Source organism: Streptoverticillium olivoreticuli subsp. olivoreticuli (assembly GCF_003391135.1).
GTDB lineage: Bacteria > Actinomycetota > Actinomycetes > Streptomycetales > Streptomycetaceae > Streptomyces > Streptomyces blastmyceticus.
This window is the reverse complement of sequence record NZ_CP031455.1, coordinates 8,671,608-8,697,488: the sequence shown is the minus strand read 5'-3', so window position 1 is coordinate 8,697,488 and position 25,881 is coordinate 8,671,608. Positions and strand designations below refer to the sequence as shown.

The following is a 25,881-nucleotide window of genomic DNA, read 5'->3' as shown; positions in this document are numbered from 1 at the left end:
AACGGGCTGGCCAGAGGAGTGGTGTGACGACGCGAGGCTCCTGGTCGTTTGCGCTGGTGCTCTCTACGCACCATGCTTCGTCCCAAGGAACCCTGCTTGATCCCGCATCAAGCCACGCTCGACGTCTCCTATCAGCTGGTCGAGCATGTCTCGTAGCAGATCCACGCCCGTCAGCGTGAGCTCGACACCCGGTCTTCAATGCGGAAGAACGAGACGTTCGCACAGGTCGGTGCCGATTTCGGTGTCCCGGAGTCCACAGCCTGCCGATACCCTTGAGGCCCTCGCGATCTGGGTACCCGGGCCCGCGGGCGGCCCTGGTGGGCCTGGGTAAGGGCGACTTCGCCGTCGTTGACGGGACGCTGATCCCGACCGACCGGGTCGCCGCGGACGAGCCGTACTTCTCGCAGAAGCACCGACGGCACAGCATCAACATGCAGGCCATCACTCGCCCGGACGGGACCCCTCTGTAGCTCTCCCCCGCACTGCCGGGAGGATGCACGACCTGACCGCGGCCCGGGCACACAGAACCCTCCAGGCGTGCCTCACCCGGCAGATCCTCGTCCTGGCCGACCCGCGCCTGCCAGAGAGCCGGCGCCACCGCCCGCACCCACGGCCACGCCAGACTGCGAACCCCCGGCGAACGCGCCTACGCCCGGCTGAAGACCTGACACATCCTGCACCGGACCCGATACTCCACCAAACCGGACCGGAACCATCACCGCTGCAGTCCGCACCCTCCTGACCAGCGACTATTCAGGTTGTAGGGTCGGGGGCTGGCGCGGTGGCGGAGTACATCCGCTCCGTTTCCAGCCCCCGCCGCTTCGAACCGTGCATGCGGTTCTCCCGCACACGGCTCACCGACGCCGTTCACCGGCGGCATTCGGTCTCTCCCGCCAGGGCTTGCCTGCCCTGGGTGCAACGACGGTTCCGTAAGGGCTGATCAGGCCGAGCCGGTTCGAGGACGAGACCGCGAGTACCCACCATCCGAAGGCCCGGCTGCGCCGGTGCTTCTTGCTGATGAAGTGCGCGATCCGCTTCTCTGCGTATCGGCCGATCTTGCTGAAGCGCCGGGCGGAATGGCCGTACTTGAAATACGCCATCCAGCCCCGGAGGAACATGTTGGCCTCCTCCACGATCGCTTCGACTCGCAGCGGGAGCCAGCGCCGTCCGGTGATTTCCCGGATTCGGTCGCGGGCGTGCTGCATGGCCCTGTCCGAGGGCCAGCGGGCGAGGAATTCGAACCGCCGGCGCCCGTGCAGCCCGCGTGAACACACCTGGCGATGGTGAAAACCGAGGAAGTCAAAACCTTCCCCGCCCGTCTGCAGGTGCACGATGCGGGTCTTGGACGCCTTGGGTTCCAGGCCGAGTTGGGCCAGCAGCTCGGTCAGCCGCGCGAGTGCGCGTTCGGCCTGGCTGCGTGACCAGCACATCACGACGGCATCGTCGGCGTAACGCACCAGGATCCCGTCGTGCTCGTCCCAGGCCCGGTCGAGCCGGTGCAGGTAGATGTTGCACAAGACGGGCGAAACAACGCCGCCCTGCGGTGTCCCTGTCACCGGCCGCCGCACCCGCCCGTCCTCCAGCACTCCAGCCCGCAGGATCTGCCGCAGGAGCTTGAGGACGGACTGGTCGCACACGCGCTCCTCAACCGCTTGCATCAACTCGTCATGCGGAATCGCCGAGAAGCACTCGGCGATGTCCGTCTCCACCACCCACCGGCGCCCTCGCGCGTGCTCGTCTACGAGCACCTGCAGGGCATCGTGCGCCGACCGCTTCGGGCGGAACCCGAAGCTGCAGTCGAGCATGTCCGCCTCGAAGACCGGCTCAAGCACGATCTTCAGCGCGGCCTGCACGATCCGGTCGCGAACCGAAGGAATGGAAAGCGGCCTGCGCTCCCCCGCGGTCCCCGGCTTGAGGATCAGCACCCTCCGGGTGGGCAGCGGCCGATACCGGCCCGCCCGCAACTCGCCAGCCAGCTCACCGAGAAGACGGTCAATGCCATACTCCTCAACGTGGGCCAGGGTGGTGTTATCGATGCCTGGTGCGCCATTGTTCGCACGCACCGCAGCCCACGCGCGCCGCAGAACGTCCCTGCGGTGGATCTTGTCTGCCAGCGCATGGAACCGCCGTCCGGGATCGGCCTTGGCCGCCCGGTAAAGCGCATGCTGCAAGGCACGGACCGTATCCGAGGGAGAACGTCCCCCGACGGCGGGAATAGCCACCTGGGCACTCACCGGGCCCCTCCTTCACACCACACGCACCGACGAAGCAGTGGCCCTTCCCTCACCGGGAGTTGTGTTGTCTCCCGGCTGCAACCGGTACTACGGCCACCTCCGACGCCCACCCGGCCCGCGCCCACTTCCCGGGATCGCCGGTTATAGGACGCGCCGCTTCCGATGACGAATATCCGCAGGTCATCGGGCCGGGGAGGGCCTCCCCAGTTCCCGCCGCCACCTTCGATACGTTCCGCGCCCCATACGCCGGGGAGTCCTTCACGGCTGCCCGTCCAGGATCTTCACCGCTTCCATGGCCTTCGCCCCGATTTCGAGAGGCTCGGCACTCCCTCGTTCCACCCGAAAGGGTGGCTGAGTAACGACGCCGCAGGCTTCGCGTGATGCTACGGACCGTATCGTCGCTCCCCCTTTACAGGGCCTTTGACGCTGGGCTTCGACGCCGGACGTTTCCCTCCGACGCCGCCAGCCTGCTACCGGGCCTCCTGGCAGCTACCCGGACCGGACTTCCACCGGCAGGCGACGACGAGCTTCCGAACAGCAAGAACACCGCTACGTCACGGTGCCACCTCCTGCTCTACTGGGCGCACGAAAGAGGTTCACTGAACCTCTTTCAACCTGTCTCTGCAGGGTGAAACGGGCTGGTCAGAGGGTGTGACGACGCGAGGCTCCTGGTCGTTGCGCTGGTGTTCTCTACCTTTGATCTTGGCCAGTGCTCCGCCGTTTACGGCGGGGGTGAAGGCCATCTCAGGGCTGTTCTGACCCGCGCCGTGTGCACGAGTCCGCAGTGTTGTCCTCAGCCGGCGGGGCGTTGCTGGTTCTCGATGTACTGCTTGACGACGGTCAGCGGTGCCGTCGAGTTCTGACTGCTTTGAGGCGGCGCCGAATTTGTTCAGGGTGCTCGTGACGGATCTGGCCTCGCCGGAGGCGGGCGGGCTGGCGCATCACGAGCTGGAGGAACTCCTCGAAGTCCGGGGCCGTGACCTGCTGCGACAGCTGCTCCAGGAGCATCTGGACCTGAGGGGGCAACACGAGCAAGAGGCCGTGGAAAGGCGACGGCCGTACGTGGTCGGCGCCGATGATCTGCTCCGGCCGCGTCTGGAGAGGGGCCATGGGCGGCTGCTGGCCACGGTGTTCGGAACGGTGACGGTGTCCCGCTGCGCGTGGCGGCGTCTGGAGGTGGCCAACGTGCACCCGGCCGGACGCGGCTCTCTCACTGTCGAGGGGCCGGCACTCGCGCGGCCTGGCTCGCCTCGCGGTCCAGACCGCGATCCGTGTGTCCTACGACGCCGCCGGGGAGGCGATCTGCCGTCGGTGTGGTCCGGTCTTGGGCAAGCGGCAGCTCGCCCGCCTACTCGTCGAGGCCGCCCCGGACATCGACACCTTCTATGATGCGCGGATCGTTCAACCGTGCACCGCTTCCAAGGTGTTGGTGGTTTCCGTCGACGGCAAAGGGATCGTCATGCGGCCCGAGGCGCTGCGGGAAGCCACCCGGCAGGCCGCCGCGCATCGGGAACGAACGTTCCGCACCCGTCTGGCCATCGGAGAGAAGAGCGCCCGGAAGCGGATGGCCACGCTTGGCGCGGTCTACGATGCCGACTCCGCACCGCGCTGCCCGCACGACGTGATCACCCCGCCCGGCGGACGGTCCGCCCACTACATCCCGCAGCCGGGCCCCATCGCCCGGGGCAAGTGGCTGTGCGGTTCGGTCCGCCACGATGCGGAACATGTAGTCCGGAAGGTCTTCGATCACGCTGAAGCCCGCGACCCCCGCCATCGTCGCAGATGGGTGGTCCTGGTCGACGGCGCCCGCCACCAGCTCGATCTGGTCCAGGCCGAAGCCCGCCTCCGCCATGTCGACGTCCACATCGTCATCGACATCATCCACGTCCTGGAAAAGATCTGGGCGGCGTCCTGGTGCTTCCACCGCACCGGCGACAAAGCCACCGAGAACTGGGTCGCCACTCATGCCCTCGCTGTTCTCGCAGGTCATGCCATCGAGGTCGCCGACGCCATCCAGGACCAGGCCGACCACACCGAGCTGAGCAGTGAGCAACACCGCGGCGTGGACGCATGTGTCCGCTACCTGCGGAACAACAACGAGTTCCTCCACTACGACCAGGCCCTCGCCGCCGGCTGGCCGATCGCCACGGGGATCATCGAGGGAGCCGCCCGCCATCTCATCGCCGACCGCCTCGACATCAGCGGTGCCCGTTGGGGCCTCGACGGCGCCGAAGCCGTCCTCAAGCTCCGTGCTGTCGCGGCCAACGGCGACCTCGACGCCTACTGGAAGCATCATCTCGCCCGGGAGCATCAACGCCTCTACCCAGCCTGTGACCAGGGCAGATACGCCCTCACGGCCTGACAGTCACTTCTTTCAGAAAGAGCCGTACCCGGAGGCGAACCCGTGGGAGAGGTCCAGCTCGAAGGGAGAGCCCGGGCGATCCGGGGCCCAGCCTCGCGCGAGCGCGGTGCGAATGTGGTCCGCTACTTCTGAGGGAAGAATCGGGGCGCCCGTTCTGCCGATCCAGTTACTGAAGTGCGGCTGGCCGGTGGTGACCACCAGCGTCGTTCCCGGGCGGTCGGCGTGTCCGACGGCGTAGGTGCAGGGCGTCCAGCACAGTCCCTGGCTGTAAGTGGGCCTGCGGCGCAGCCGCCACCGATAGGTCTCCCCGTCCACGACAATGCGGCGCGAGCCCTTCCTCCCCAATGCCACAGCCCCTCCTCGGATCTCCCCACACGTTAACGCGCGCCCGGCCCGCTGCTGAAACAGGTACTCGCTTCGCTTCCCCGTTCCTCACTCAGAAAGAGCCGCACCCGTCTCGAACCGCGCCAGAGCGAGCACGAAGTGCACCACGACCCGCGAGGGCAGCAGCCGCGCCCGCCGCTGGACGGTCCCGATCTCCTCGGGCACGGCAGTCGATCAGCGCGAAATCTTGGGTCGGCTTCAGCTCGCCGAGGTGCCCCGGTGCGAACACGCCCTCGGCCGCACAGCCTTCACGAGGGATGCACGGACTCATCCTGCGACGGAGACTCCCAGATCAACGGTCTCGGTCGAACACTGATTTGCCGGGGTTCCGTTGCGTGGCTCAAGCCTTCTTGACGAACCGTCCGTTCCTCTGGATCAAAGGCGTTGGGGTTTCCACTCCAACGAATCAGCCTCATCCGCCCACATCACCACATTCGTACGCAGTCAGCTTGCCCCAGCAGCTGATGGTGCATCAGCTTGAGAGCGTGTCAAGGCGTTGCGCTTGGTGCAGCTGGCGCGCCAACCCGGTGCCAGAATCGGCAATACACGCGGCAGCGGCCGCCCGCACTCAGGTGAATCTTGGTAGCGAAGCCTCTGCGGGAGGGATCAAGGTCCTTACTCGCTGCAGCTTCTCCACCAGCCACTTGCATGTGGGCGGCCCTTGGTGTTCGGGCTACTCGGTGAGCCGGGCGGTGTAGGCGAGCAGGGCAGCCTGGACGCGGTTAGCGGCGCCGAGTTTGTTGAAAATGCTGGAGACGTGGGATTTCACGGTGCCTTCGCTCATGAAGAGTTCGGTGGCGATGTCGGCGTTGGACTTGCCCTGTCTGATGCCCTCGAGAACCTGGCGTTCGCGGGGGCTGAGAGTGTGCAGGGCCTGTTGTTGTTCGGCGCTCAGGTGCGGGAGGGCGGTGTAGGAGCGGATCAGGCGCTGGGTGACAGCGGGGGCGAGCATGGCCTCGCCAGCGTGGACGACCCGGATGGCCTGGAGGAGCACTTCGGGGCCGCAGTCCTTGAGCAGAAAGCCGGCTGCGCCTGCCTGCAGGGCGCAGCGTACGTAGTCGTCCTGGCCGAATGTGGTGAGCATGATGACTTTGGGGGGATTGGGGATTTCGGAGCAGATCGCTGTGGTTGCGGTCAGGCCGTCGACGCGGGGCATGCGGATGTCCATCAGGATGACGTCCGGCTGGAGGGAACGTGCGGCTTCGACGGCTTGTGCGCCGTCGGAGACCTGGCCTACCAGGTGGATCTCGTCGGCGATGTCCAGGATCGTGCTGAGTCCTTCCCGGACGATGACGTCGTCGTCGGCCAGCAGAACTTTGATCATTTCTCTCCTTGTGCGGGGAACGGGCTGGACGCCCCGTGGCCCAGGGGAAGTTGGGCCTCGACATGGAACCCGCCCTCGGTGGTGGGTCCCGTGGTGAAGGTTCCGCCGTGTTCGCGGACGCGGCGGCGCAGTCCGGCAAGGCCGTTGCCTCCCCCAGGGATGGCGCGCGCCGGCGTGGCGGTGGGGCCGTTGGTGACCCGGATCAGCAAGGTGCCCGGGGGGTAGCACACTTCGACGGTGATGGGCGCCCCAGGGGCGTGCTTGACGGCGTTGGTCAGAGCTTCCTGGACTACCCGGTAGGCAGTGGCGCGTAGGGCGGTGGGCACTGTGGTGGCCGACTCCTCCCTCGACAGGTTCACCTGGGTGCCGGTGGCTCGGGTGCCGTCCACGAGCCGCTCCAGGGCCCGGACCTCCGGCGGTTCCAGTGGTGCGGACTCATAGTCGTGTCCGGACGGCTGTAGAAAACCGAGAATGCCGCGCAGTTCATCCAGGGCCTGGGTGCCTGATGTGCGGATCAGCTCGGCCCGCTTGGTCACCCACTCCGCACCTTTGTCCGCCCCGAGCTCGAGGGCGCCGGCATGTACGACGACGTGGGTGATCCGGTGCGCGACCACATCGTGCATCTCCCGGGCGATACGGGTGCGCTCCTCAGCCTGGGCCGCCTCGGCCAGCAACTGCTGCTCCCGCTCGAGACGGTCTGTGTATTCCGAGAGCGAGACGATCCGTACGTGCCTGGTGCGTAGGTAGGCGCCCACGATGACCGGGGCGACGACGAAGGCCATAGCCCCGCTGCTGTAGGAGGCAATGTGTAGCACGTCGTAGGGCGGGAAGCCCCTGATCCAGGGGGTGAATGCGTTCACTACTGTCAGCAGGGTGCCCACCGTCCAGGCCGTGCGTACTCTGCCTCGCTGGGCCAGGGTGAATAGTGCCAGCAGCACTGCGGCGGGTGCATAGACGAACCAGTCGCCGATCACCGCCAGTGTGGCTGTCGCGCGTGGTCGGCGCAGTCTGAATGCCATCAGCAGGCCGATAGCCACTGATGCGATGGCGTTGACGGCGAGGTGTTCGGTCAGGAAGCCCGCATGTGGTTCGGCCAGGACCTCGGCGAGGTTATACACGCCCGCGCCGAGTGCGGGCAGGTATTCCGCATGGGTGAATTTCCAGCCGGACCCGATGGAAAGGGAGAACGGCATCTACGACTCCCTTCACACCGTACCGTCGGAAAAACAAGGAACCGCAAAGGGTAGCTCACTGGTGGAAAATATTGCGCCGGGCTGCGGAGCAGCTGCGTGTCAGCCTGGCTGTGAATGGCTGGTTCCAGGCCATCCACGCCCCCGGCAACGGCCGTCGACAGGTCTGGCGGCAGGGCGGTCTTCCGGCGCCGGTCCGGCCTGGGCCAGGCATTTTCCCTGGGAGAGCTGGGGGTGCAGTGCCACTTTCGTCGTACTGCCACCCAACGTAAGGCGGGGGCAGAATCAGCCCCCAGGTCATCCGGGAACCAGCCATCACCCCCAAGAATGGAACGGAGCGCCTGCCGGGCATCCAGTGGGCCCTCTCTCCGGAAAAGGAACTCCCACATCAGAGGCACCAGAAGTCCATAGAAGCTGAACAGTCATGTTGCACAAGCATTCGCCACGGTTCGAAGTTGCACTCCGAAAGCGCTCCGGGCCGGCACCGTATTCGCACTTATCGGACTGCTGTCCGACTGGCGGTACCAGCTCTATTGCTAAGTCTGCCGCTCCATCACCCAGTTTCCATCGCATGTACGCACAGCCTTCACTGATCCCGACCGTTTCCATGTGTCCGGCGACACAGACTCTGCGGGATTCAACAATGCGGCAAACTCCTGCAAGCGGCGCCCAACCGAAAACCAGGCCAGCCCGCCGCCCTACCTGAACGATCCGACGACAGTTACGAGCGCAGGCTCAGTAGCCGCTGCCACGGGCCCTCTCCAAGGCAAGCCATGGACGCACCCCAGGGTTACACATCTCTCGCGACACGGAAGATCGGTTCGTCATTACACATTCACGACAATCGCCAGACCATCAGAGCCCGCCAGACCGTTCAAGGGAATACACGAGGGTAATGCTGACACCCAAGGATATTCGCGCCAAGAAGTTCGAAACCGTGCGACTGCGCGAAGGGTACGACATGAATGACGTCGACGGATTTCTCGATATCATAGAAAATGACATATCTCTTCTAATGCTCAGGGTAGCCGAACTCGAGGGCGGGCTGGAGGCCGGAGAAGAATCGATGAAGGTCTCGGGTGAAGAAATTACTGCCTCCCGCCTGCTCGGTGCCGCCCAAGAGACCGCCGATCGTCTCCTGAGCAGCGCTCGAGAAGAAGCCCGCGAAGTAGTGGAGCAGGCTAACTCCGAGGCAGAAAAAGTCATGCGCAAGGCCAAGGCCAGGGCGGAAGGGATGCGGCAAGCAGCCCAGCGGGACGTTGAGGGCACCCGCCGGCAGGCGGAGGAGGAGTACGCAACAGGGCTGGCAGCACATAATGAAGCCATCACCGAAATCGAACGACGCATCGAAGAGCTGAATTCATTCGCATCTCTCTACCACGTTCGAATGCGGGCTTACATCGAGGCAAGGCTCGGCGAGTTGGAGTTCTTCGATTCTTCCGACCCTGATCATCAGCAGCCCTCCGAGCCGGCCCGGGATTAGCCCACTTACTTCACCTGGCGCACTTCGGAAACCCTGGACTCGCGCGGCAGCCGCAAGAATAAACGGCCCATCTGCCCGACTGCAGGCAGATGAAAAGCCTGAGTCGAATATCCAATCGACGAAGAACGTGATTTTTGATGGCCTGACACCCTTGGCCTGTACGTAAGCGATACCCATTTGTCTACTCAGTGAAATTATTCCATCCTGTCCCGCAGAACAAAAGGGTCTAGCCGGACACACCCTTGGCGCGGGGAAGGGTGGGCGGCCATTCAGTTACTTCGTCGTAGCGGGCGCAGGTTTCGAGGCATCCGTGAGATGCCGACGAGTTGATTGCTGACCTGCCAAAGGGGGGGGAGCTGTAGCCGACCTCCCCAACCTGCTGCTTGTCGTCATACCTGCGGGCGCCGGGAAAGCACTCAGGGCGGAGAAGGCCTGGGCCTGCAGGGCATCGGCAAGCCGGTCTTTGCGGACGTAGCGGGCCGCGACGACACGGCTTTCGCCGGAGGCCCAGGCGATCGGGCTGGTGCCAGCGCCGTCGGGCGGGCTATCACGCCGACGTGATTTATCTGAAAGGGCTCATCAACGCGGGCGCTGGAGCCCCGCCCGGCCGCCTCTAGCTCGCGCTACCCACGACGGGGCGGGGGCCTGCCTCTCTGCCGACGGCCTGGAGACCGTCACGGAGGTAGCAGAGGGGCAGGGGTGCCGGCCCCGCGCAGGAAGGCCGACAGATGTCGACGGGACGTGGTCCGGGTTCGGCGGTCTGATGAAGAGCGACACGCCATGCGGGTCACAACGGAATACGGCAGCGCAGCTCGCGCTCGTTCGTGACGCATGGCGCCGCTGGTATGAGTACGGGAGTGTACTGGGCGTGCGTTGAGGTGAATATGCCGGGAGTCGGCATGGCAGGCGGGCCGCTGGAGAGAGGCACGCCGACGATGGCCGCAGCGTCTTCAAGTACTCGATAGCGGAGGGCTTGCGCAGGTTCCGCCCAGGGACATCGGTGTGGCGCTTCATGTGCCCCCTTGCCTCAGGACGGTGTCAGGGGCCCCTGTGCCAGTGCTGTTGGCGTATCTCATTGATCTGGCGCTGATCTTGTGACGGTGCCGGTCAGGTTCTCATAAGGATCCCGATGCGGAGGAGCTCGGGGTTGGCGCGGCCGTAGCCGGCACGCTTGAGGGTGACTTACCTTCAGCCTGGCCGGAACTCCAGTGGCTGGAGAGCCCAGCGATGACCGCATCCCGGTCGCGTTCCAGGCCATCGGCGAAATGGTGCAGGTGAGGCAGGTCGTCACGACGAACTTACTCGATCCAGCCCGGAAGTCCGTCGCCTCGCCGCTCGTGCATGAGGGCAGCCAAAGTCGCGGACGTGCCGGACGACGGCGTCCAGTTCGGAGCAAGCGGCTCGGATCTCCTTCAGCCCCTGCAGCTCGCCCGGCCGCAGCAGCACCGGGTCGGTCAAGATCCACCTCAGAGCCCGCCGAGGCTTGGGCGGTGTCCACGACAATGGAGGCGGGACAGTGCCGAGCTTGAGCTGTCGGATGTAGGCGTTGACCGTGCTGCGGTCTCCTTTGAATCCCTGGTCACGGACCTCACGGAAGAGCTGGGAAGTATTGCGGCAGCCCTCGCTGTACCGCTGGTAGAGATATGTCTTGCAGTCATCGAGTTTCGTGCGCAGTAGGGTCACTTTGACCAGTCATGTCCCCTGTGGGACACCGTCGGCGAATTCGGCGGTGCTCTATGCGGGGCGAAGGCGCGTGAAGCGTGAGGCGCGTGTTGTGGCGAAGGGTGTTTCGGTCAGCCAGGCGTCGGTACGGACGAGGTTGAGGGCAGCGGCGGTGAGCACGTGCTGGAACCGGGTTTTCTCCAGGCCGATGTAGCGGGTCCGGCGCAGGCCGCAGTGGCGGAGACCCTGTCCGATCGTGCCCTCGATGCCCGCGCGGCGGTTGTAATGCTGCTGCCACTCGGGCGTTTCCTGGAGTTGGCGGACGCGCCGGATCGCCTCGTGCTCGTCGCGCGGGCCCAGGGCGAGCTTGCGGGGAGAGTTGGCGGCGTGGGTGCACTTTGCGCGCACTGGGCAGGGTGCGCAGTGCTGCCGGTCGAAGGTGACGAGGGACTGCACGTAGTCGGGCCTGTGCTGGTGCGGTCGCCAGCCGATGCTGTGGTGGCCCTGGGGGCACGTCACCTGACGGTACTTGTCCCCGTACTCGTCCGAGTGACCCTGGCAAGATTTTCGTGGGCGGAGATCAGCCCGGAAACGTATGGCGCGAACTCCCCGGCACCGGGCATCCTCTTCTTGTGTGGCATCGAACTTCCCTCCCTGCTGCCGCATTTAACAGACGTGATGGTTGTCTCCGTCGACGCGACAGGCCCTGCCGTGATCGTCCATGCTCGTACGCGTGACAAGAGCCCTGCTCGGTGTACGGGCTGCGCCATCACCAACGACTGGGTGCACAGCCGCTACGTACGCCATCTCACCGACAGGGCGATCGGTGGCCAGCCGATGCGCATCGAGCTGAGCGTGCGCCGCCTGTACTGCGAGAACCCGGCCTGCATGAAGGTCACGTTTGCCGAGCAGGTCGACGGACTCACGGCGCGCTACCAGCGCCGTACCCAGCTGTTGCAGGACCTGGTGGAGACGGTCGGTGTCCTGCTTGCCGGGCGGGGCGGTGCTCGGCTCCTGGGGTTGCTGAGCGCGCCGTTGCCGCAGACCAGCGTGCTGTTCCAGCTGATGAGAGTGCCTTTGCCGATCACCGTGACGCCGCGGGGTGCTGGGTGTGGACGATTTCGCACTGTACGCAGAGGTGTACGGCACCCTGCTCGTCGACGATGACACCCGCCTGCCGATCACCTTGTGAGAGAGGCACGATGCCGCCGCACTGGCCGCATGGCTACGAGAGCACCCCGCCCGGGGTGGAGATCGTGTGCCGGGACGGCTCGCTGACCTACCGGCAGGGGATCACCGACGGTGCTCCGGAAGCAGTGCAGGTCAGCGACCTCTTCCACCTCTGGCTGGGGCTCTCGCGACGGGTCCAGGACGTCGCGGTCGCGCACCGCGCCTGTCTGGCAACCGCCGTCCCGCCGCCGGCTGAGCACCACGAGGAGCCACAGCCCTCCGCGGACGCCGGAGTGACGCTGGAGACGACGCGAGCCGGGCGGCACGCAAAACGCCTGTTCGAGGCCGTCCACGAGCGCGCCGGCACGGGCCGCAGCATCCACGCGATCGCCCGTGAGCTCGGACTGAACCGGCGCACCGTGCACAAGTACGCCCGCGCCGAGAGCTGGCAGGAAGTAGTCCGTCGCACCCGGTTCCGCCCGCCCACAGCCCTCGCGCCCTACCTCGACTGCCTGCGGCAACGCTGGGATGAGGGCGAGCACAACGCCAAGACCCTGCACCAGCAACTGACCGCCAAGGGCTATCGCGGGCACTACCAACGCATCAAAACCACCGTCGCACCCTGACGCAGGACGAACGGCATGCCAGCTCCGCAGACACGTGCACCATCCCCCCCTCCAGGTCGCCCGGTGAACGGAATCATCACCCCACCCGAACGGCGGCACCTGGAGGCCCAGGAGCAGCTCCAGCTGCTGTTCAGCTACTGCCCGGAACTGGCACACGTCCACGAACTGATCCGCCAGTTCGCCACCATGGTCGACCAGCGCGACGCCACCGGACTGCCCGGCTAGCTCGGGAAGCTCGCCACCTGCGGACATCCGACCCTGGCGGGTCCGGCAAAGGGCATCCGCGAGGACCAGGACGCGGCGGTCCAGGGCGTCACCACTCCCTACAGCTCCGGGATGAACGAAGGCCGTGTCACAGATGTGAAGCTCCAGAAGCGGATCATGAGTGGCCGCGCTGGCGTCCCGCTACTGCGGCAACGCGTCGTCCTGATCGCACACTTGAGACGCCGCTGCACCAACCGGGCCGCATTCCTGGATTGATCTCCGCCCACGAAAATCTATCCAGAGCCAGCCAAGGCAGTACGCCGACAGGCGCCACCGCCCGCACCACTACTACAGACACCGCGGGGCACTATTCAATGCAGACAGTTCAGCAGCCCACCCGGCTATCTACTCACCCGTCAAATCCAGCATCACGACCGGTCAACGACGCCACACGGGCATCGTCACAAGATGTCCGGCTGCATTGCAAAGCTCCCCGGCCGAAGAGATGAGATATGAACATCTCACTCAACAGCCCGGGAGCCTCGCTTTTTATGGCACCGTCACGCGTCACCCGGTCAGCCGCCGCCCTGAGGATTCATAATCCTTACGGGGGTTTTCTCAGTTTTCGTGACTCCCAGGCGTCATTGAGGAAGATTGAGGTTGACTCGGCACGTCCTCTTGCCCTCTCACAACACCCTCACTGGGCGAAGATGATTCTGGCCGGTGAGTATGCTGCGCTAAGAATCCTGCAGCAAGTGCGAATGCTGAAGGGATGAATAGATAGACCATACTCTGGACGGGTTCAGGAACTTGCCTGTGAAAGATATACGTCTCCAAAACCCACAGGACAAACGAGACTACAGTAGCAGCGGCTCCTGCACCGGCTGCCGCAGAGGTTACTTTTCGCTCCAAGACCGGCATGGTTCGATTACTCATTCCTGCTCCCTTGAGGGTCTGCAATAGGAATCTTCTCAGTCTGTGGTCTATTTTGATAACCTGGCTGACATATCCGAAGTTTCGGAGGAATTCAACCGCACACGACGACTGTGCTCAACGCGCAGAACATGGTCTTCAAGGTAGAGATTATGCTTACCGCGCCGGGCAACTGGGGCGAGGTAGCCGCGGTGGGCCCATTGGCGGATGCATGCGGCGGTCACTCCTGCGGCCTCGGCCGCTTCGGCAGTGGTCAGCAAGCGATGCCGTGGACTGTCTAGCGTGGCGGCCTTCTTGAGTTGGCGACGGCTGAACGATGGAAACTGAGGCATGGGAACTCCTCGCCTGCAAGTCGTATTGATAGCTGTTTGGGCAGCAGCTCGAGATTACGCCTCAGAGTTGCTGGTGCCGAATGAACTGTGAACGTCACACAACTTGACCGTACCGACTTCGGTTAAACCTAAAGAAGCGAATGAAAACCTCTCGAAACTGACCAGCTCGTTAAGTTCGCGCCCCGCACCAAACAGCTTAAAGACTGTCCGTTAACTCGGTACGGGGTTAGCGCGCACTCCGTCCCGGTTTGATGCTGCCGGAAGGAGATCAGGATTCCAGAAACAGTGGCATAGTTCGGCAACGTCTCACGGGCGCAGACCAGTCCAAGATGGCGGGATGACCTTTAGGGCCCGCTGAAGAGCAGTGTGTGCTCGCCTCGCGCTGCCCTGGGGCGTCAAGCCCCAGAACCAGCAGGTTATTTCTCTGCCGACCTTCAGGAGAACCGTTGACCCTGCCGCGATAAGTGATTGATAAAATCTCCCCTTCATTATCAGTAACTCCTCTGGCAACCCATGACGGCAACGGACCAGAATTAATATTCGCAAACCTCCCATTGAAATTTCACCTGGCCCCTGACCGGAGACCTGCCGAACAACTCAGGAACCATCAATGAAGTGACCAATCGGACCTCTTGCTGTACAGAGAACTACCGTCTCCCGCCTCATCACCCGCTTTTCCCTGAAGATCGCATGGGCGTTGTGGACTACATTTTCCAACAAAGCGACTGTTCGAGCCACGGTGAAGGAAGGTAGGGGTTCACGGAGGCTTGGCTGATCCGTGATGTGGGTGATGCGGCCAGTGGGCGGCACAGGACCGGCAGGTAACTGCGCCGTCAGAAAGGCGGATGAGGGAACGGAGGTCGCAGTTAGGACAGGGGGTGGGGAGGGGGCGGGCGGGCTCGTCATAACCAAGGAGGAAGCGGGCACGCTGATAGGCAACCCATGTCACGCTGGCGTCGGTGGCGTCGTCGAGAGTGCGGACAGTCGTCGGGAGCTCGGCTGATAAAGCCTGGCAGAGGTGCTGCAGGAGGGGTCCGGGACGCAGGGGGTGCAGAGGAAGGCTTCCGGGCAAGGTATGAGCGGCCCAGGTGTGGACAGCGTGAACGCAGGTAGTGGCATGGGTAAGGAGGGGCAGTCGCAGGGGCGAAGGGGCTGTGCGATATTTCCAGGGAAGACGAGTGGCCGGGACTTCGGCACTCTTGCAGGGGGAAGAAGGGGATTCGAGATGGAGGCGTACATAGAGGTGGGGAAGGTTGTCGAGGGCCTCGCGGAGGTTGGACAGGCATGCCGGGCAGCAACGCCCTCCGGGGTGAATGGTGCTGGTGAGGGGAGAGGCGCAAAGGAGGCAGTTCTCTTCCACGGTCTGTCCAAGGAATAAGAAGGAGGTTGCAGGCAGGACGGCGAGAGGGTGCCCCTTGCCGAGTGGGGCGGTGGGTATGTGGGAGCAGCGAGGCAAGAAGAAGTCAGCGAAAAGAGGAGCGTTGGAGGCGGTAGGGTCGCAGAGCGGGCCGGCAGAGAAGGCACAGGGGTGGGCTGCTGCAGCGTTGTTCTGGGATGCGGGCTGCATCGCGGCGGTAGTCGGTGAACGAACCGCTAGCACACGGTGGAAGTCACGTCTGCAGGGTTTGGTTTGGATCTTCCGGTCGTGTCGTGGAAGAACGGGGCAGATAGGGCACGGAGCTTTTGCTGGACCTCTGAGTTGCCATAGCTCGTAGCGGGCAGTTTTCCACACCCGGTCCGCACCGGGTCCCATCCATGTTGTGCAGTCGATGCGCCGCCTGCCTCTGTCACTGTGGTCTGCCCGTCGTCCAAGTCGTAAGGCTTCTCGCTGCTAACCGTGCCCAGCCGTCGCGTTGGGCCTGTCCGAAGAGTTGAGTGTGCCTGCGCCGGACTGTCCGCCAGCGCAGAGCCGGTATCAGCAGTCTTCTAGGACGTCCGGGACGGTGACAGGTGGACAGTAGTTGAGGTCAGCTTGCAGGGCAGTGTGGTTATTGATGACGGAGTGTTCGCTGAGGCTGAAGCTGAGGTGATCCAAGGCTTGGAGATGATGTTCGAGGCAGGAGGGGTGGCAGGCGGTGACGGCTGTGCTGGCGACTGTGGGTTGTTGGAGTGCCCAGGTCACAGCGAGTTGGGAGAGAGTCTGCCCTCGCGCCGAGGCTACCTGGCGCAATGCGCGCTGAGAAGGAGCAGGCAGGTCAGCGGGATGGTCTGAGTCGAGGGAGCACGGCACGGGGGGGGAAGAAGGTACTCGATGGGGTAACGGCGGCCCGCTGTGGTGCGGCAGGTGGGCGATGCATCCGGTGCCCGTCTCGGAGAGGATGTCGAGGAGCCCGTCACTGGCCTGAGGGCGGGTGAGGGAAAACGCAGATTGGTGCACGGTCAGCGGCACGCCGTAGGTGTGCAGGAGCGCTGCCAGGGTCCGGGTGGGGGCAGGCGCCCAGGCCGCGACGCCCACATGGAGAGCTTTACCCTGGTACACGGCGTCGGCCAGGGCAGAGGCGGTTTCTGTCAGTGGGATGCGGGGGTCGTAGCGGTACGCGCAGAAGAGGTCCAGGTAGCCTGTGCCCAGGCCAGTGAGCAGGGTATCGAGTGCGCCCGTAAGGTGCTTGCGGGAGTTGAGTCCCAGGTGCTCCGGCCAGGGGAAGCCGTAGGGTGGATGAGCGGACAGAACGATCTCGTCGCGGTGCCGGCGCAGTCGGTACTGCAGCGGCTGCGGCAGTAGGCAAGTTGTATCGCTGGGGCTGGGAGACAGCTGTGGCGCCAGCGTGTAGTGGGTGATACCGCGCTGGAGTGCATGGCGGACGGTGTCGTATCGGGCCGTTCTGTTTTCGCGGCCCTCAGGATCAGGTCCTAGGCGCAGGGTGATGGCAGAGACTTTCAGGCCGCTTTTGCCCAACGGTCTGTATGGCATGACCAGGCCTGCGGTGGGAGATAGGAGAGCCATGCGAGGGGTCCTCTCTGCGGTGGGTGTAGGGGTATGAGGGGGGCCTGTGGAGTGTGCGGGAGTTGAACCCGCGACCGGAGGATTATGAGTCCCCTGCTCTGACCAGCTGAGCTAACACTCCGAGAGGCAATGGGTGCCAGGGTGGCTGAGTCGAGGACGGCTAGCATTCGCATCCGGATGATGGAACAGTCTGGGAGTAGCCGGTGATTTTGCCGGGAGCTGTTCGAGATCAGGTCTCAGAGGATTGCTTTCGTTCTGGCCAGCAACGGTGGGTTCTGTCTTCATCAGTGTCGTTCTGCGTTGTCCGTGCCGGGGGTTGCAGTGCCGGGTACGGTCGTCGAAGTGATGTCGGGCGGGCTGCGGGCCAAGCCCTTTGTGCCCAGGACGGGTTTGATAGGGCACGTTCAGCTTCTCCGTGGTGATCGGTGGGCGCTCGGCCAGCCCTGCGGTGTGTGCGGCAGCTGCGATCGCCCTGTGCTTGGTACGGGTGACTCGGGCGGTCCGCTGGCAGGCGAGGCGTCCTGCCTCGGCCACGGAGTCCGGCAGCCCGGCGAAGTCTCCGCAGTGACAGGCTCTCCCTGCCGGACCGGTGCCTGTCCGCCCCAGTGGCGCGGATTCTTTCCGCACGGTATCCCGGTCACCACCAGATCGGGGACGGTCTGTTTGATCGTCACCTCGGTGCCGGACTGGGACCGTTCTGGATTCCGGCGAACGGTGCTTCGTCACCACGGGTCCGTTCCCGTCCTTCTGGGCTGTCAGGGCGCAGTGATCAGGGTGTCCGGGGCCCAGGGGGAAGTCCCGATGCACGGGCAAGGAGAACGGGTGCGGGAAGAAGGTGCACATCATGGCTCCTCTAGGGGCGGAGAGCCGCCGGGTGGCTGTTCCTGCGGGGTGGCAGCTTGTGTAGTTGCCGGCATTCAGGTCAGGTTGACCACCGCGGGCCCGTCCGGGGTGGTGTAGTGGGCGCGGATGATGCCCCGGGCCACCAACGCAGTGGCGCAGCGCTGGCAAGGGCGGGCCATCCGGGGCTCTCCCGCTGCGTTGATGCGTGCGACATGGATCACCGCGCCGCGTACATGCCGCGCGCGGCGCAGCGCCATCTCTTCGGCGTGAAACGTGGCGTGCTGGAAGTCGATGCCTGGGGAGTTGCGGTAGCGGTTGCAGGAGGAGATCAGGACTCTGCCGCTCTTCGTTACCACGGCACCGACCAGGTACCGGCATCCGGATCGGGCAGCTTGTTTGGCCGCGAGGTCGAGGAATCGGTTCATCACGTAGGCAAGGTGGGAGTCGAACCCACACACCCTGGAAGGGGTAGCGGATTTTAAGTCCGCCGCGTCTGCCGTTCCGCCACTTGCCCCGCTCTGGCCGCATGCACCAGATGTCTTCCGGGGCGCTTACAGTGCCCGGTCTGCGTGTGACTTGGGTGCGGGCGTCGGGCGCGGGCGGGTTGCGTGTTTCCGTGATCGCTCTGTCTGGTGGCTTTCCAGCAGCTTGCGGTACTGGCGGGCATGCGCCTCCCGGGCCCTGGTCAGGACTTCATGCCAGGAGCGGACAGCGGGGCTGCGTTCGAGTATGGTCCGGCGCCGGCGGGGTGTTGTCCCGCCGAAGACCCCATGCGGGATGCGTTGGTCCAGGGCCAGCGCCAGGCATTCAGTACGCACCGAGCAGCGGCTGCAGAGGTCCAGGGCCCGCTGTTCGGTTTTGGATCTCGGGTAGCAGAAGAATGTGCTGATGTCGGCTGGAGCGCAGAGGGCGAACTGCCGCCATTGCGCTTCCTGGTCGTTGTGTTCCCAGGTGGTCAGGTCCACAGCTGCCTCCATAGTTCGAGGGTTGGTATACCGTCCGCCTGCCGTTCGGGTAGCCCCTGGGCCAGTTGGATGCGGACCACGGCGGCGTGCAGTTGGTTGTCCCACTGGCGGGTGGCCTGCCAGTCGTAGTCGTGGTCCAAGAATGATTTCTGCTCGTCGGCCCATCCTTTGATGACCAGTCGGAGGCGCAGCAGCAGTATCCAGCCGTTGGATTTTCCCTGCCCGAATACCGCATGGCCGGGGAAATCTGGTACGCCTTCTGTGTCTCTTCCCCACTCCAGGGCAGGTCGATCCAGTGACCTGGCGGCAGGAATTGACAGAGCCACCACGTGCGTTGACCTGCTGTCGGGTTTTCCGTCCCGGGTGATTCCAGGAGTTCCGGCGCAGAGACGTTTTGCAAGCGAACGGACCGCACAGACCTGTCCGGCTGCGTCTGTGTGCGGGGGGCGAGCTCTCTTCGCCCAGGGGATTCTCACGCTCAGGCTTTCACGGCACTGCAGGGGCAGGGATCTGCAGCGTCCGAACAGCCCTCTTCGGATCCCGCCTGCTCCAAGCCACCGCATCGGGGACGGGGGACACCGGTCGCAAGTATGGAGCAGCAGGCAGAGCGACATGATGCCCACTAGGCCGAGGGACACGAACACGTAGGCGATCATGATTCTTTCCCCGGCCGTTCCTGGCGGGGAGGGGATATGTCCAGCAGCGTGTCTATGCAGTCACCGCCCAGACAGTGACACGTCGCCTGCTGTCGTCGATGGCTCCTGCGCGAGCGAGATATGTATCCCGCCAGCACTATCCCGAGAGCGCCGAGCAGTACCCCTACGCCCATCAGCTCCATCACAGTTGTCCTTCCTTTCCGGTGTCACCGACCAGGCAACCAGCAGCCAAGTGCCGTGAGGCAGGGCCGTGCTGAGATCTCCGGCCGCATGACTCCTGAGGCCAGCAATGCGCGAAGTCCTTGTGCCCTTCGGCGGAGAAGAGGGAGTTTGTGCCTGCAGCACCTATAGCTGGTACCCGCGTGGGGCCGGCCCTCCAGGCGTTGCATGAACAACAGGTTTGTTTTCCCTGGTCATGTGCCGGGGCCATAGCGACGCATTCTGCCTGCAGGACCCCGGTCGGGTTTCCTCAAGACCATCTCAGGATGTAGTGGTACCCGGATCCTGATCCGGCATCCAGCAGCATGTCCCTGGCGGGGCCGGCGGCAGCAGGCCGCTAGTACGTGCTGTGATCGCGCCTGGGAGAACTCTGAGGTTCTCGGCATGCTGTCTTCCATTGACGCACGGTGAAGGCCGTGAGGATTCGTGTGCATCGCAGCCTCGCAAGGAGTCGCGGGGGTCTTCGCGCTTTCATCGTGCACCTCGCCCAGCAGACCGGCAACTGGAACGCGATCCATTACCCACGAACGGCCCACGACACGCGCTCCACTATGCAAGTGCCACAAGGCCGGGCGGACTCCTATCCTGAAGAGAGCCCGCCCATACCGTGCACCGACACCAGGAGAACCGGCATGACTGACGACCTCCAGAAAATCGTCGTGGCCCGCCTTGTCGAACTCGGTACCCCAAGACGTCCTCTCAGCTACCGGGCAGCGGCCGCGCGCGGCCAGGGCCACGTCAGCCATGGCACCATTGGCCGCATCGCCCGTGGCGAACACACCGGGACCCTTGAGGAGGAAACCCTCGATGGCCTCTCGCTCGCCCTCGATCTCCCCCGCACAAACCTCGAGAAAGCCGCTGGCGTCTACCGTGAGCGTCCCGCGGAGCCCTTTGTAATGCCCCCCCGTGCCAGCCGCCTGACACGGCGTGAACGCGAAGCAGTCCTGAACATCATTGACGCCCTGCTCGCCGCAGCAGAACATGCACGACCTGCACAGCCCGCTCTCGCATCACCCAGACGCCTTCTGCGCGCCGAGGAATACGACCTGGTAGCCCACACTCCGGACGGCAGCGGGCGGATCTCCCCAGCAGACATGGAGATTATCCGCCTGCACAAAGAAGAGCAGAAACGCAACACGAAGCGGACCCGCCGCCAAGGCTGACTCAGAGTTCTGGTGCTCACGTGCATGCGGGCCACGGTGTTGCGGCGATACCCGGCTGTGCCATCGCGCCGCGACGAAGCTCCGGCTGGGGCAGGTGGGCGTCCAGGTTACGTTGCCGAACCGAAGCTTCGATGTGCCTCCGTCGCCTGATCAGGCCGCTGGCCCGTCAGCACCCGGGAGCTTCCAGAGCCCGTGGACTGGATGGGGGCCCTGATGATCTACGCCGGCTGATGCAGCTGGCGTCATTGTCTGGTGCTGGCAGTACTGGCTGCAGCCTGTACGGTCCTGGCAGCCTCCTGTTTCCTGTGCCGCTGTCGGCCAGGATCCCATGAGTGCACCGCCCGGCAACTTACCCGCCCCGGGCCCCGATAAGGCCGGGTTTTCGAGCATGCGGCCGGGTGCCCAGCGCCCCGTCATCCGTCGTGCCCTGTTCGCCGTCCACCCCAGGCGGCCTTGCCGACCCGCCTCGGATGCCCCTTGCCCATGGCCCTCTGCCAGCGCCGGGCGCAGACGATTGCCCAGTTGTGCGCGCTGGACAAGGCCAACGGGATCACGTACTTCGCGGCCCTGCTGGCGCCGTCCGCCCCAGGGCGGGTGGTACTGACGGCGGGGCTGCTCCCTGCCTCAGCCGAGCATGCCAGATTCCCGGCGGAGGACGTGCACGAGGGCCGTCTGCTGGTGGGCAGGGCCAACCAGCCCCGTCTGTTCCACGGCTGCGGATACTGCAGCGGAGAACGTGGCCGCACACCGCTATGACCGGGCGAAATACCTCTCGGAAGCCGTGCAGGTCAGGAAGCCCCATAGTGCACAGGGATTCCTTGATGTAGTTTACGCAAGAAGAATTCCCTGACTCCCACACCCCCATCCGGAGAAATCGATCCGATTTTGACTCATTTTCCGGGAACGCCAGAAATTCGGTCACGAATTTCTGGCGCATACTTTTTAGCAAGCCGACGAAGAGACGAGGACCCGAGGATACCGCCAGCATCATCATCAGAATATCCCAGGGTTCCCTGGCGGCGAGAATACACTTCCCGCACCTTCGTGCCGAATTTGTCACCATCAGCAGAAAAATCAGCTCTCCGATCTCTTCTGAAAGGGCACTGCGCACGATACAGGTATCGTCCGGGCCATCCCGCGTCGGACAAGATCCACAGCTTTCCGCCTCCCCCACGATCCGGCCTGGTAGGAATTATAGTTTTAGCCGGGTCACCCAGGCGGGCGGAAAAATAGCGCCGTAACTTATTCACATCGAGGGATGGGGCGATCTCCCGATCCGTTTATTCGTTGTGGCCGATTACAGAATCGGCTCACCAGCCATGATTACGGAAGATAACTGTGGTGTAACGTACGGCCGCGTCATACCGGACTTCCGGGTGAGGACCGTCTCGGGCTCCTTGATTTTCTATTTCAATGCCGTAAAATTGAATCTTTCCATCCGCCGCCTCGCCGCCTGGGAAGCGAGGCGCCCCGATTCAACAATGACCGTACCAAGCACACTGCCCCCACCTGCGCGGCCAGCCCACCATTACCTATGGCATAGGGATTCGCATCCTTCCCAAGGAATGCGTGGCATACGAGACCAGGAAGCCCGCTGCCACCGTTATGGCAATAGTTAGCCACGCCAGAGCCGACACCTGCAGCGTGGTGGATTATCGCATCATTAACGGGCCCCGGGGGTCGTTAATATTTCAATTGCGCGCACACCAAGATCGAAATCCCCTAACATTACACCCCGCCACGAAGGACCTCAACGAAGGATCGGAGGCAGGGGGAGACTCCGACTTTCACCTTCCTTAAAATACAGACGGACGGAATGACCATAGAATGATCGCACCGTACGTGCGGAACTGATTTTCAGCACTTGTAAGCCTGTCGAGTGAATAACGAACACGGATCAGCGCGTGTCAATACCCGTCATCCCAGCCAGCCCCTTTTAATTATGCATGAGCAGGCAAGACTTCCCGTCCACCGCGAGAAGGCGTGCGATCACATGAGCGCATACGATCCAGAATGGGAGCTACGTAATCTCGGAATCCCTATCCACTATATGCAACTCCGAGACATGCTTGCAGTCTGGGACGCCGAAAGCAACAAGGTCTACTGCGCAATGGGTCTTGGGCCAGTTCAGAAACGATGTGCTCTGGCACACGAAGTCGCACACATCATGCTCGGGCATCATCGTTGTGCACATGGGGGCGGCGCAGCAGCAGTTTCCACTCTGGCTCAGGAACGGGATGCAGAAATCTGGGCAGCCCGTAAGTTGGTCACAGTAGTAGAACTCGCGGTCGCACGTGACTCTGGATTGCCTAATCGCATCATCGCCCAGGAGCTCGGCGTTACAGAACGCATTTATCATGCCCGGCTCCTCGCAGACGAAGAGGACGAGCAACGCTGGCTTGCCCGAGCATAGAACGGGTCATGAACGGATCATACAAGAGGATCCCGCAGAGCGACTTCGACTGATCCACGCCATTCGCTTTGTGCCCCTGCCAAGGGCTTCGAGACAGCGCCCGAAATACGGTTGCGGAATAGGACATGGTGCACTCAACCGATCAGCGCAATACCCACGTGGTGAAGTACGTGCTGCATCGCGCGGTTGAAGCGTCCAGGCGTGTCGGACATACAGAACCGTGAGTTGTGGGTTTGCTGGAAAGCCAGAGAGTTGAACGGTGACCCTTTTCATCCTGCCCTGTAGGGGTGAAGCATGCAGGTCAGGTTGGGTGACATGGTGGAACCCCTCGCCGTTGGGGCAGTTATTGCACTCATCGCCCCCCGGACGATGAGTGCCTCGTCAAGCGAGGCAGGCGGTTCGGGGTTCACAGAAGGCACAGTCACGGAGTGTCGCGAAGAGCACGCTGATGCGGTGCCGGATGAGACGGAGTGAACCTCCTTCATCCTGAATAGTCACTGGTCAGCGTGTGGACGGTTTGGACGGTGTGGCTGATGCGGTTGGCCGAGTATCTGGTCCTGCGGAGGATGCGCCATGTCTTGAGTCGGGCGGAGGCATGTTCGCCCGGTGCCCGGAGGCGGGCATGGGCACGGTTGAACCGTTGGTAGTGGTCGGGGAGTTCGCGGTGTCCGTAGCAGGGGGTGCGGATGGTGGCGTCGGCGCTTGGGTAGGCGCGGCCGGCCAGGACGGGGATGTGGCGCGTGAGGCAGGCCTGGGCGATGCGGTGGGCCCGGGCCGCGGTCAGGTCGTGGGTGCGGCCGGGCAGCGCTCGGGAGAACCACAGGGGTGTTCCGTCCGGGCGGGTAATGACCTGCGCGTTCATCCCGTGCTTCGTGTGTTTCTGGCTGTAGTACAGCTTGTCCGCGGCGATGCGGTCGGGGGGTCAGGGTGCCGTCAACGATGACAGAGTCGCCCTCACCCAGCCCGGCCAGGGCTTCGCGGAGACCAGGTGCCCATGCGGTGAGAACCTCGAGCGTCTCGTCGACGTACCGCCAGGCCGTAACCTCCCGACACCCCGAAACCAGCCCCACCCTGGCGGGTCGCGGATGCTGCGTATCCTTCACGTCACGCTCTCTTTGAATCAGCCCTGCGTACCCGGGACCGTGATCAGCAGTGCGTGCCGACGTTTCGAGAGTCCTTTCAGGGACGCTCGAAGGGGTACGAGGGCTCCACCGCGTTCCCCTCGTTGCCCCAGTATTCTTCTTTCTTTCGCCAGTCTTTCGGCGTGCTGTATCTCGAGGAGCCAGGAGCTTTCTTGGCCTTATAGCCGATGAGGCCGTCATAGCGAGAACCGAGATCAGCGAATGGGTCATACTCCCCTTCCGGATTCTCCATGATATTCCGCAGTACGGGGAATCCGAGATGCCAGGTCTTGATGCTCAGCCGGACCAGACGCTCCTCGGGAAGATCCAGTTGCCCGTCGTCTTTGACGTTCACCGGGAAGGGCTGTTCATCGAGATCGAGAATGAGCTGTGTGCGCCATGCGCTGACGAGACTTCCGGATGGGATCTTGAATGGTGCGACCCATTCGCATTGGCTGGCGGCAAAGGCATGTTCTTTGGCCGTGCAGTACAGCTTGCGGCGGCCCTCCAGAAGGTTTTCCTCAACGCTGATGAAGTAGCGGCTGGGAACCAGGCGGTACAGCCACATTTCCTGGGAGTAGACCTTGGCCTGTTCCGTTTTCCAGCCGTGTGTTTCGTTGCGCTGCATGATCTTGAGCATTTCCAGCGCACCGACGATTGAGCTGCTGGTGCTGATGAATCCGGTACGTCCTCGGTGAGTGCCTCGGACGTGTCCAGCCAGGTCATAGGTTGTGCCTGTCGTGGCGGTTCCGGTCTCCGGATCAGTCCATGTGGTCGTGAACCCTTCGGGGAAGATGATGTCAGGATCACGTCGGTCGAATCGGTACAGCATCGGCGGCAGGGGGCGTGTGCGTAAGTATGGGAATACTCGGGCGCGGACGAGGCCCTGCTTGTCACGGGTGGCGTCGCCCTGGTTCGGCTTGTCCGCGGTGGCGAGAGGCATGCTGGTCACGGGGTACTCCTCATGCTGACGGCTGCCGCTGCAGGGACGGACGGCTGGGGCAATAATGCGAAGGCGACCTTGTTATGCGGGGTTCTGGCCGCAAGCAGCAGGTGGGAGGTACTGCTGGTGTAGGACAGGTCCAGCTCCGTGAAAGTGGGCACCAGGGCACGGGGCATGTTGACGAGGTCGATCCCGAACATGCCTGCCACGGCGTCGAGACCAAGGCCGGGGGTATCGGTCCAGCGTGCGGTCAGCTGGGTGCCGAGATCGCTGCGGGACAGGTCGGTCACCAGTCGCATGACACCGCCGTCAGTCTCCTCGTCCGGGGGCAGGACAAGTGTCATGTCGGCCGTGAAGCCACCGGAAGCGCCTGCCTCACCATGGGCGGCGGCCAAATGCGCACGGAGTTCGACCGCGGCGGGCAGCGTGCCAAGCAGTGTCTCCGCACCCAGGATCAGCTGACAGCTGATCGGCTGAGTGGCTGCGTCAAGGGCGAGAGTGTGCAGTCTGAGGTCGGTGAAGCACGCAGGGATGGCAAACCCTCGTTGCCTAAGCCCTGATCCACCGACGTGGTTTGGGGAGTGATCTTGTGACCGGTTTCGAGCCGGTTTGAGGTCGGTGGTTGGGCATGGGCAGGTTGTAGTCGCTGGTCTGCCCAGCTTTTCCACGGGTTCGGTTCCGGTTGGGCCCTGGCGGTGGGCGGGTCGGGT

General features: G+C 63.8%; 18 protein-coding genes, 2 tRNA genes and 4 pseudogenes. 8 read left to right on the top strand and 16 right to left on the bottom strand.

Annotated elements, in window-relative coordinates; genetic code table 11:
* Positions 1-72: 72 nt before the first annotated feature.
* Positions 73-759 (top strand): annotated as a pseudogene (locus DXZ73_RS37290) (transposase family protein); the annotation flags it as partial.
* Positions 760-854: 95 nt separating this feature from the next.
* On the opposite strand, the gene ltrA reads toward DXZ73_RS37290, so the two are convergent.
* A complete protein-coding gene (ltrA, locus tag DXZ73_RS37285) occupies positions 855-2,171 on the bottom strand; it encodes a group II intron reverse transcriptase/maturase (RefSeq protein WP_205519306.1) in 1,317 nt (438 codons plus the stop codon).
* A 909-nt stretch (positions 2,172-3,080) separates the two neighbouring features.
* Here ltrA and DXZ73_RS37280 point away from each other — a divergent pair.
* Positions 3,081-4,596: pseudogene (locus tag DXZ73_RS37280) on the top strand (ISKra4 family transposase).
* 12 nt (positions 4,597-4,608) lie between these two features.
* Here the strand turns inward: DXZ73_RS37280 and DXZ73_RS37275 are convergent.
* From DXZ73_RS37275 to DXZ73_RS37260, 4 genes and pseudogenes are all read right to left on the bottom strand, one after another.
* On the bottom strand, positions 4,609-4,947 hold the full coding sequence (locus DXZ73_RS37275; protein WP_116209079.1) for a hypothetical protein: 339 nt from the start codon (positions 4,945-4,947) through the stop codon (positions 4,609-4,611).
* Between the two features lie 108 nt (positions 4,948-5,055).
* Positions 5,056-5,251, bottom strand: a pseudogene (locus tag DXZ73_RS40755) (transposase domain-containing protein); the annotation flags it as partial.
* Between the two features lie 402 nt (positions 5,252-5,653).
* Positions 5,654-6,304 carry a response regulator gene (locus DXZ73_RS37265; RefSeq protein ID WP_116209082.1) on the bottom strand — a complete coding sequence of 217 codons (651 nt, stop codon included), beginning with the start codon at positions 6,302-6,304 and terminating at the stop codon, positions 5,654-5,656.
* A complete protein-coding gene (locus DXZ73_RS37260) occupies positions 6,301-7,497 on the bottom strand; it encodes a sensor histidine kinase (protein ID WP_116209084.1) in 1,197 nt (398 codons plus the stop codon). The genes DXZ73_RS37265 and DXZ73_RS37260 overlap by 4 nt, the downstream gene beginning before the upstream one ends.
* An 892-nt stretch (positions 7,498-8,389) precedes the next feature.
* On the opposite strand from DXZ73_RS37260, the gene DXZ73_RS37255 reads away from it, so the two are divergent.
* Positions 8,390-8,977: a DivIVA domain-containing protein gene (locus tag DXZ73_RS37255; RefSeq protein ID WP_116209085.1), complete on the top strand. Its 588-nt coding sequence runs from the start codon at positions 8,390-8,392 to the stop codon at positions 8,975-8,977.
* 1,734 nt (positions 8,978-10,711) lie between these two features.
* Here the strand turns inward: DXZ73_RS37255 and DXZ73_RS37250 are convergent.
* A complete protein-coding gene (locus DXZ73_RS37250; RefSeq protein WP_162889909.1) occupies positions 10,712-11,158 on the bottom strand; it encodes a transposase in 447 nt (148 codons plus the stop codon).
* A gap of 30 nt (positions 11,159-11,188) precedes the next feature.
* Here DXZ73_RS37250 and DXZ73_RS39910 point away from each other — a divergent pair, with 30 nt between their 5' ends.
* The 3 genes from DXZ73_RS39910 to DXZ73_RS39900 all read left to right on the top strand — a co-directional run bounded on the left by DXZ73_RS39910 (position 11,189) and on the right by DXZ73_RS39900 (position 12,660).
* The gene (locus DXZ73_RS39910; RefSeq protein ID WP_162889910.1) at positions 11,189-11,806 is read left to right on the top strand and encodes a transposase family protein; all 618 of its coding nucleotides are present in this window, start codon (positions 11,189-11,191) and stop codon (positions 11,804-11,806) included.
* Between the two features lie 35 nt (positions 11,807-11,841).
* A complete protein-coding gene (locus tag DXZ73_RS39905) occupies positions 11,842-12,435 on the top strand; it encodes a terminase gpP N-terminus-related DNA-binding protein (protein ID WP_240351022.1) in 594 nt (197 codons plus the stop codon).
* A gap of 63 nt (positions 12,436-12,498) precedes the next feature.
* Positions 12,499-12,660, top strand: a complete 162-nt coding sequence (locus DXZ73_RS39900; RefSeq protein ID WP_240351023.1) for a hypothetical protein — start codon at positions 12,499-12,501, stop codon at positions 12,658-12,660.
* Between the two features lie 962 nt (positions 12,661-13,622).
* Here the strand turns inward: DXZ73_RS39900 and DXZ73_RS37240 are convergent.
* The 7 genes from DXZ73_RS37240 to DXZ73_RS38600 form a co-directional block, all read right to left on the bottom strand.
* The gene (locus DXZ73_RS37240; RefSeq protein WP_116209089.1) at positions 13,623-13,904 is read right to left on the bottom strand and encodes a MerR family transcriptional regulator; all 282 of its coding nucleotides are present in this window, start codon (positions 13,902-13,904) and stop codon (positions 13,623-13,625) included.
* Between the two features lie 1,915 nt (positions 13,905-15,819).
* Complete coding sequence (locus DXZ73_RS40750; RefSeq protein WP_425315945.1) at positions 15,820-16,815, bottom strand: aldo/keto reductase; 996 nt, start codon at positions 16,813-16,815, stop codon at positions 15,820-15,822.
* 80 nt (positions 16,816-16,895) lie between these two features.
* Positions 16,896-16,969: transfer RNA gene (locus tag DXZ73_RS37230), tRNA-Ile, on the bottom strand.
* A gap of 796 nt (positions 16,970-17,765) precedes the next feature.
* Entirely contained in the window at positions 17,766-18,116 is a 351-nt protein-coding gene (locus DXZ73_RS37225) for a hypothetical protein (RefSeq protein ID WP_116209092.1), read from the bottom strand.
* Positions 18,117-18,120: 4 nt separating this feature from the next.
* Positions 18,121-18,205 (bottom strand) — tRNA-Leu (locus tag DXZ73_RS37220).
* A 37-nt stretch (positions 18,206-18,242) separates the two neighbouring features.
* A complete protein-coding gene (locus DXZ73_RS37215) occupies positions 18,243-18,656 on the bottom strand; it encodes a WhiB family transcriptional regulator (protein WP_205519065.1) in 414 nt (137 codons plus the stop codon).
* Positions 18,647-18,796, bottom strand: a complete 150-nt coding sequence (locus tag DXZ73_RS38600; protein ID WP_162889913.1) for a hypothetical protein — start codon at positions 18,794-18,796, stop codon at positions 18,647-18,649. The genes DXZ73_RS37215 and DXZ73_RS38600 overlap by 10 nt, the downstream gene beginning before the upstream one ends.
* Positions 18,797-20,163: 1,367 nt before the next feature.
* Here DXZ73_RS38600 and DXZ73_RS38595 point away from each other — a divergent pair.
* Together DXZ73_RS38595 and DXZ73_RS37205 are read left to right on the top strand one after the other, a co-directional pair.
* Positions 20,164-20,694, top strand: a complete 531-nt coding sequence (locus DXZ73_RS38595; protein WP_162889914.1) for a hypothetical protein — start codon at positions 20,164-20,166, stop codon at positions 20,692-20,694.
* A 1,993-nt stretch (positions 20,695-22,687) separates the two neighbouring features.
* On the top strand, positions 22,688-23,107 hold the full coding sequence (locus DXZ73_RS37205) for an ImmA/IrrE family metallo-endopeptidase (protein ID WP_162889915.1): 420 nt from the start codon (positions 22,688-22,690) through the stop codon (positions 23,105-23,107).
* 481 nt (positions 23,108-23,588) lie between these two features.
* Here DXZ73_RS37205 and DXZ73_RS37200 read toward each other — a convergent pair.
* The 3 genes and pseudogenes from DXZ73_RS37200 to DXZ73_RS37190 all read right to left on the bottom strand — a co-directional run.
* A pseudogene (locus tag DXZ73_RS37200) lies at positions 23,589-24,181 on the bottom strand (transposase family protein); the annotation flags it as partial.
* A 105-nt stretch (positions 24,182-24,286) separates the two neighbouring features.
* Positions 24,287-25,180 (bottom strand): hypothetical protein, encoded by an 894-nt coding sequence (locus tag DXZ73_RS37195; RefSeq protein ID WP_116209100.1) that lies wholly within the window; start codon positions 25,178-25,180, stop codon positions 24,287-24,289.
* Positions 25,177-25,515, bottom strand: coding sequence for a hypothetical protein (locus DXZ73_RS37190; protein WP_116209102.1), 339 nt, complete (start codon positions 25,513-25,515; stop codon positions 25,177-25,179). Before DXZ73_RS37190 ends, DXZ73_RS37195 begins: the two co-directional genes overlap by 4 nt.
* Between the last annotated feature and the right edge of the window lie 366 nt (positions 25,516-25,881).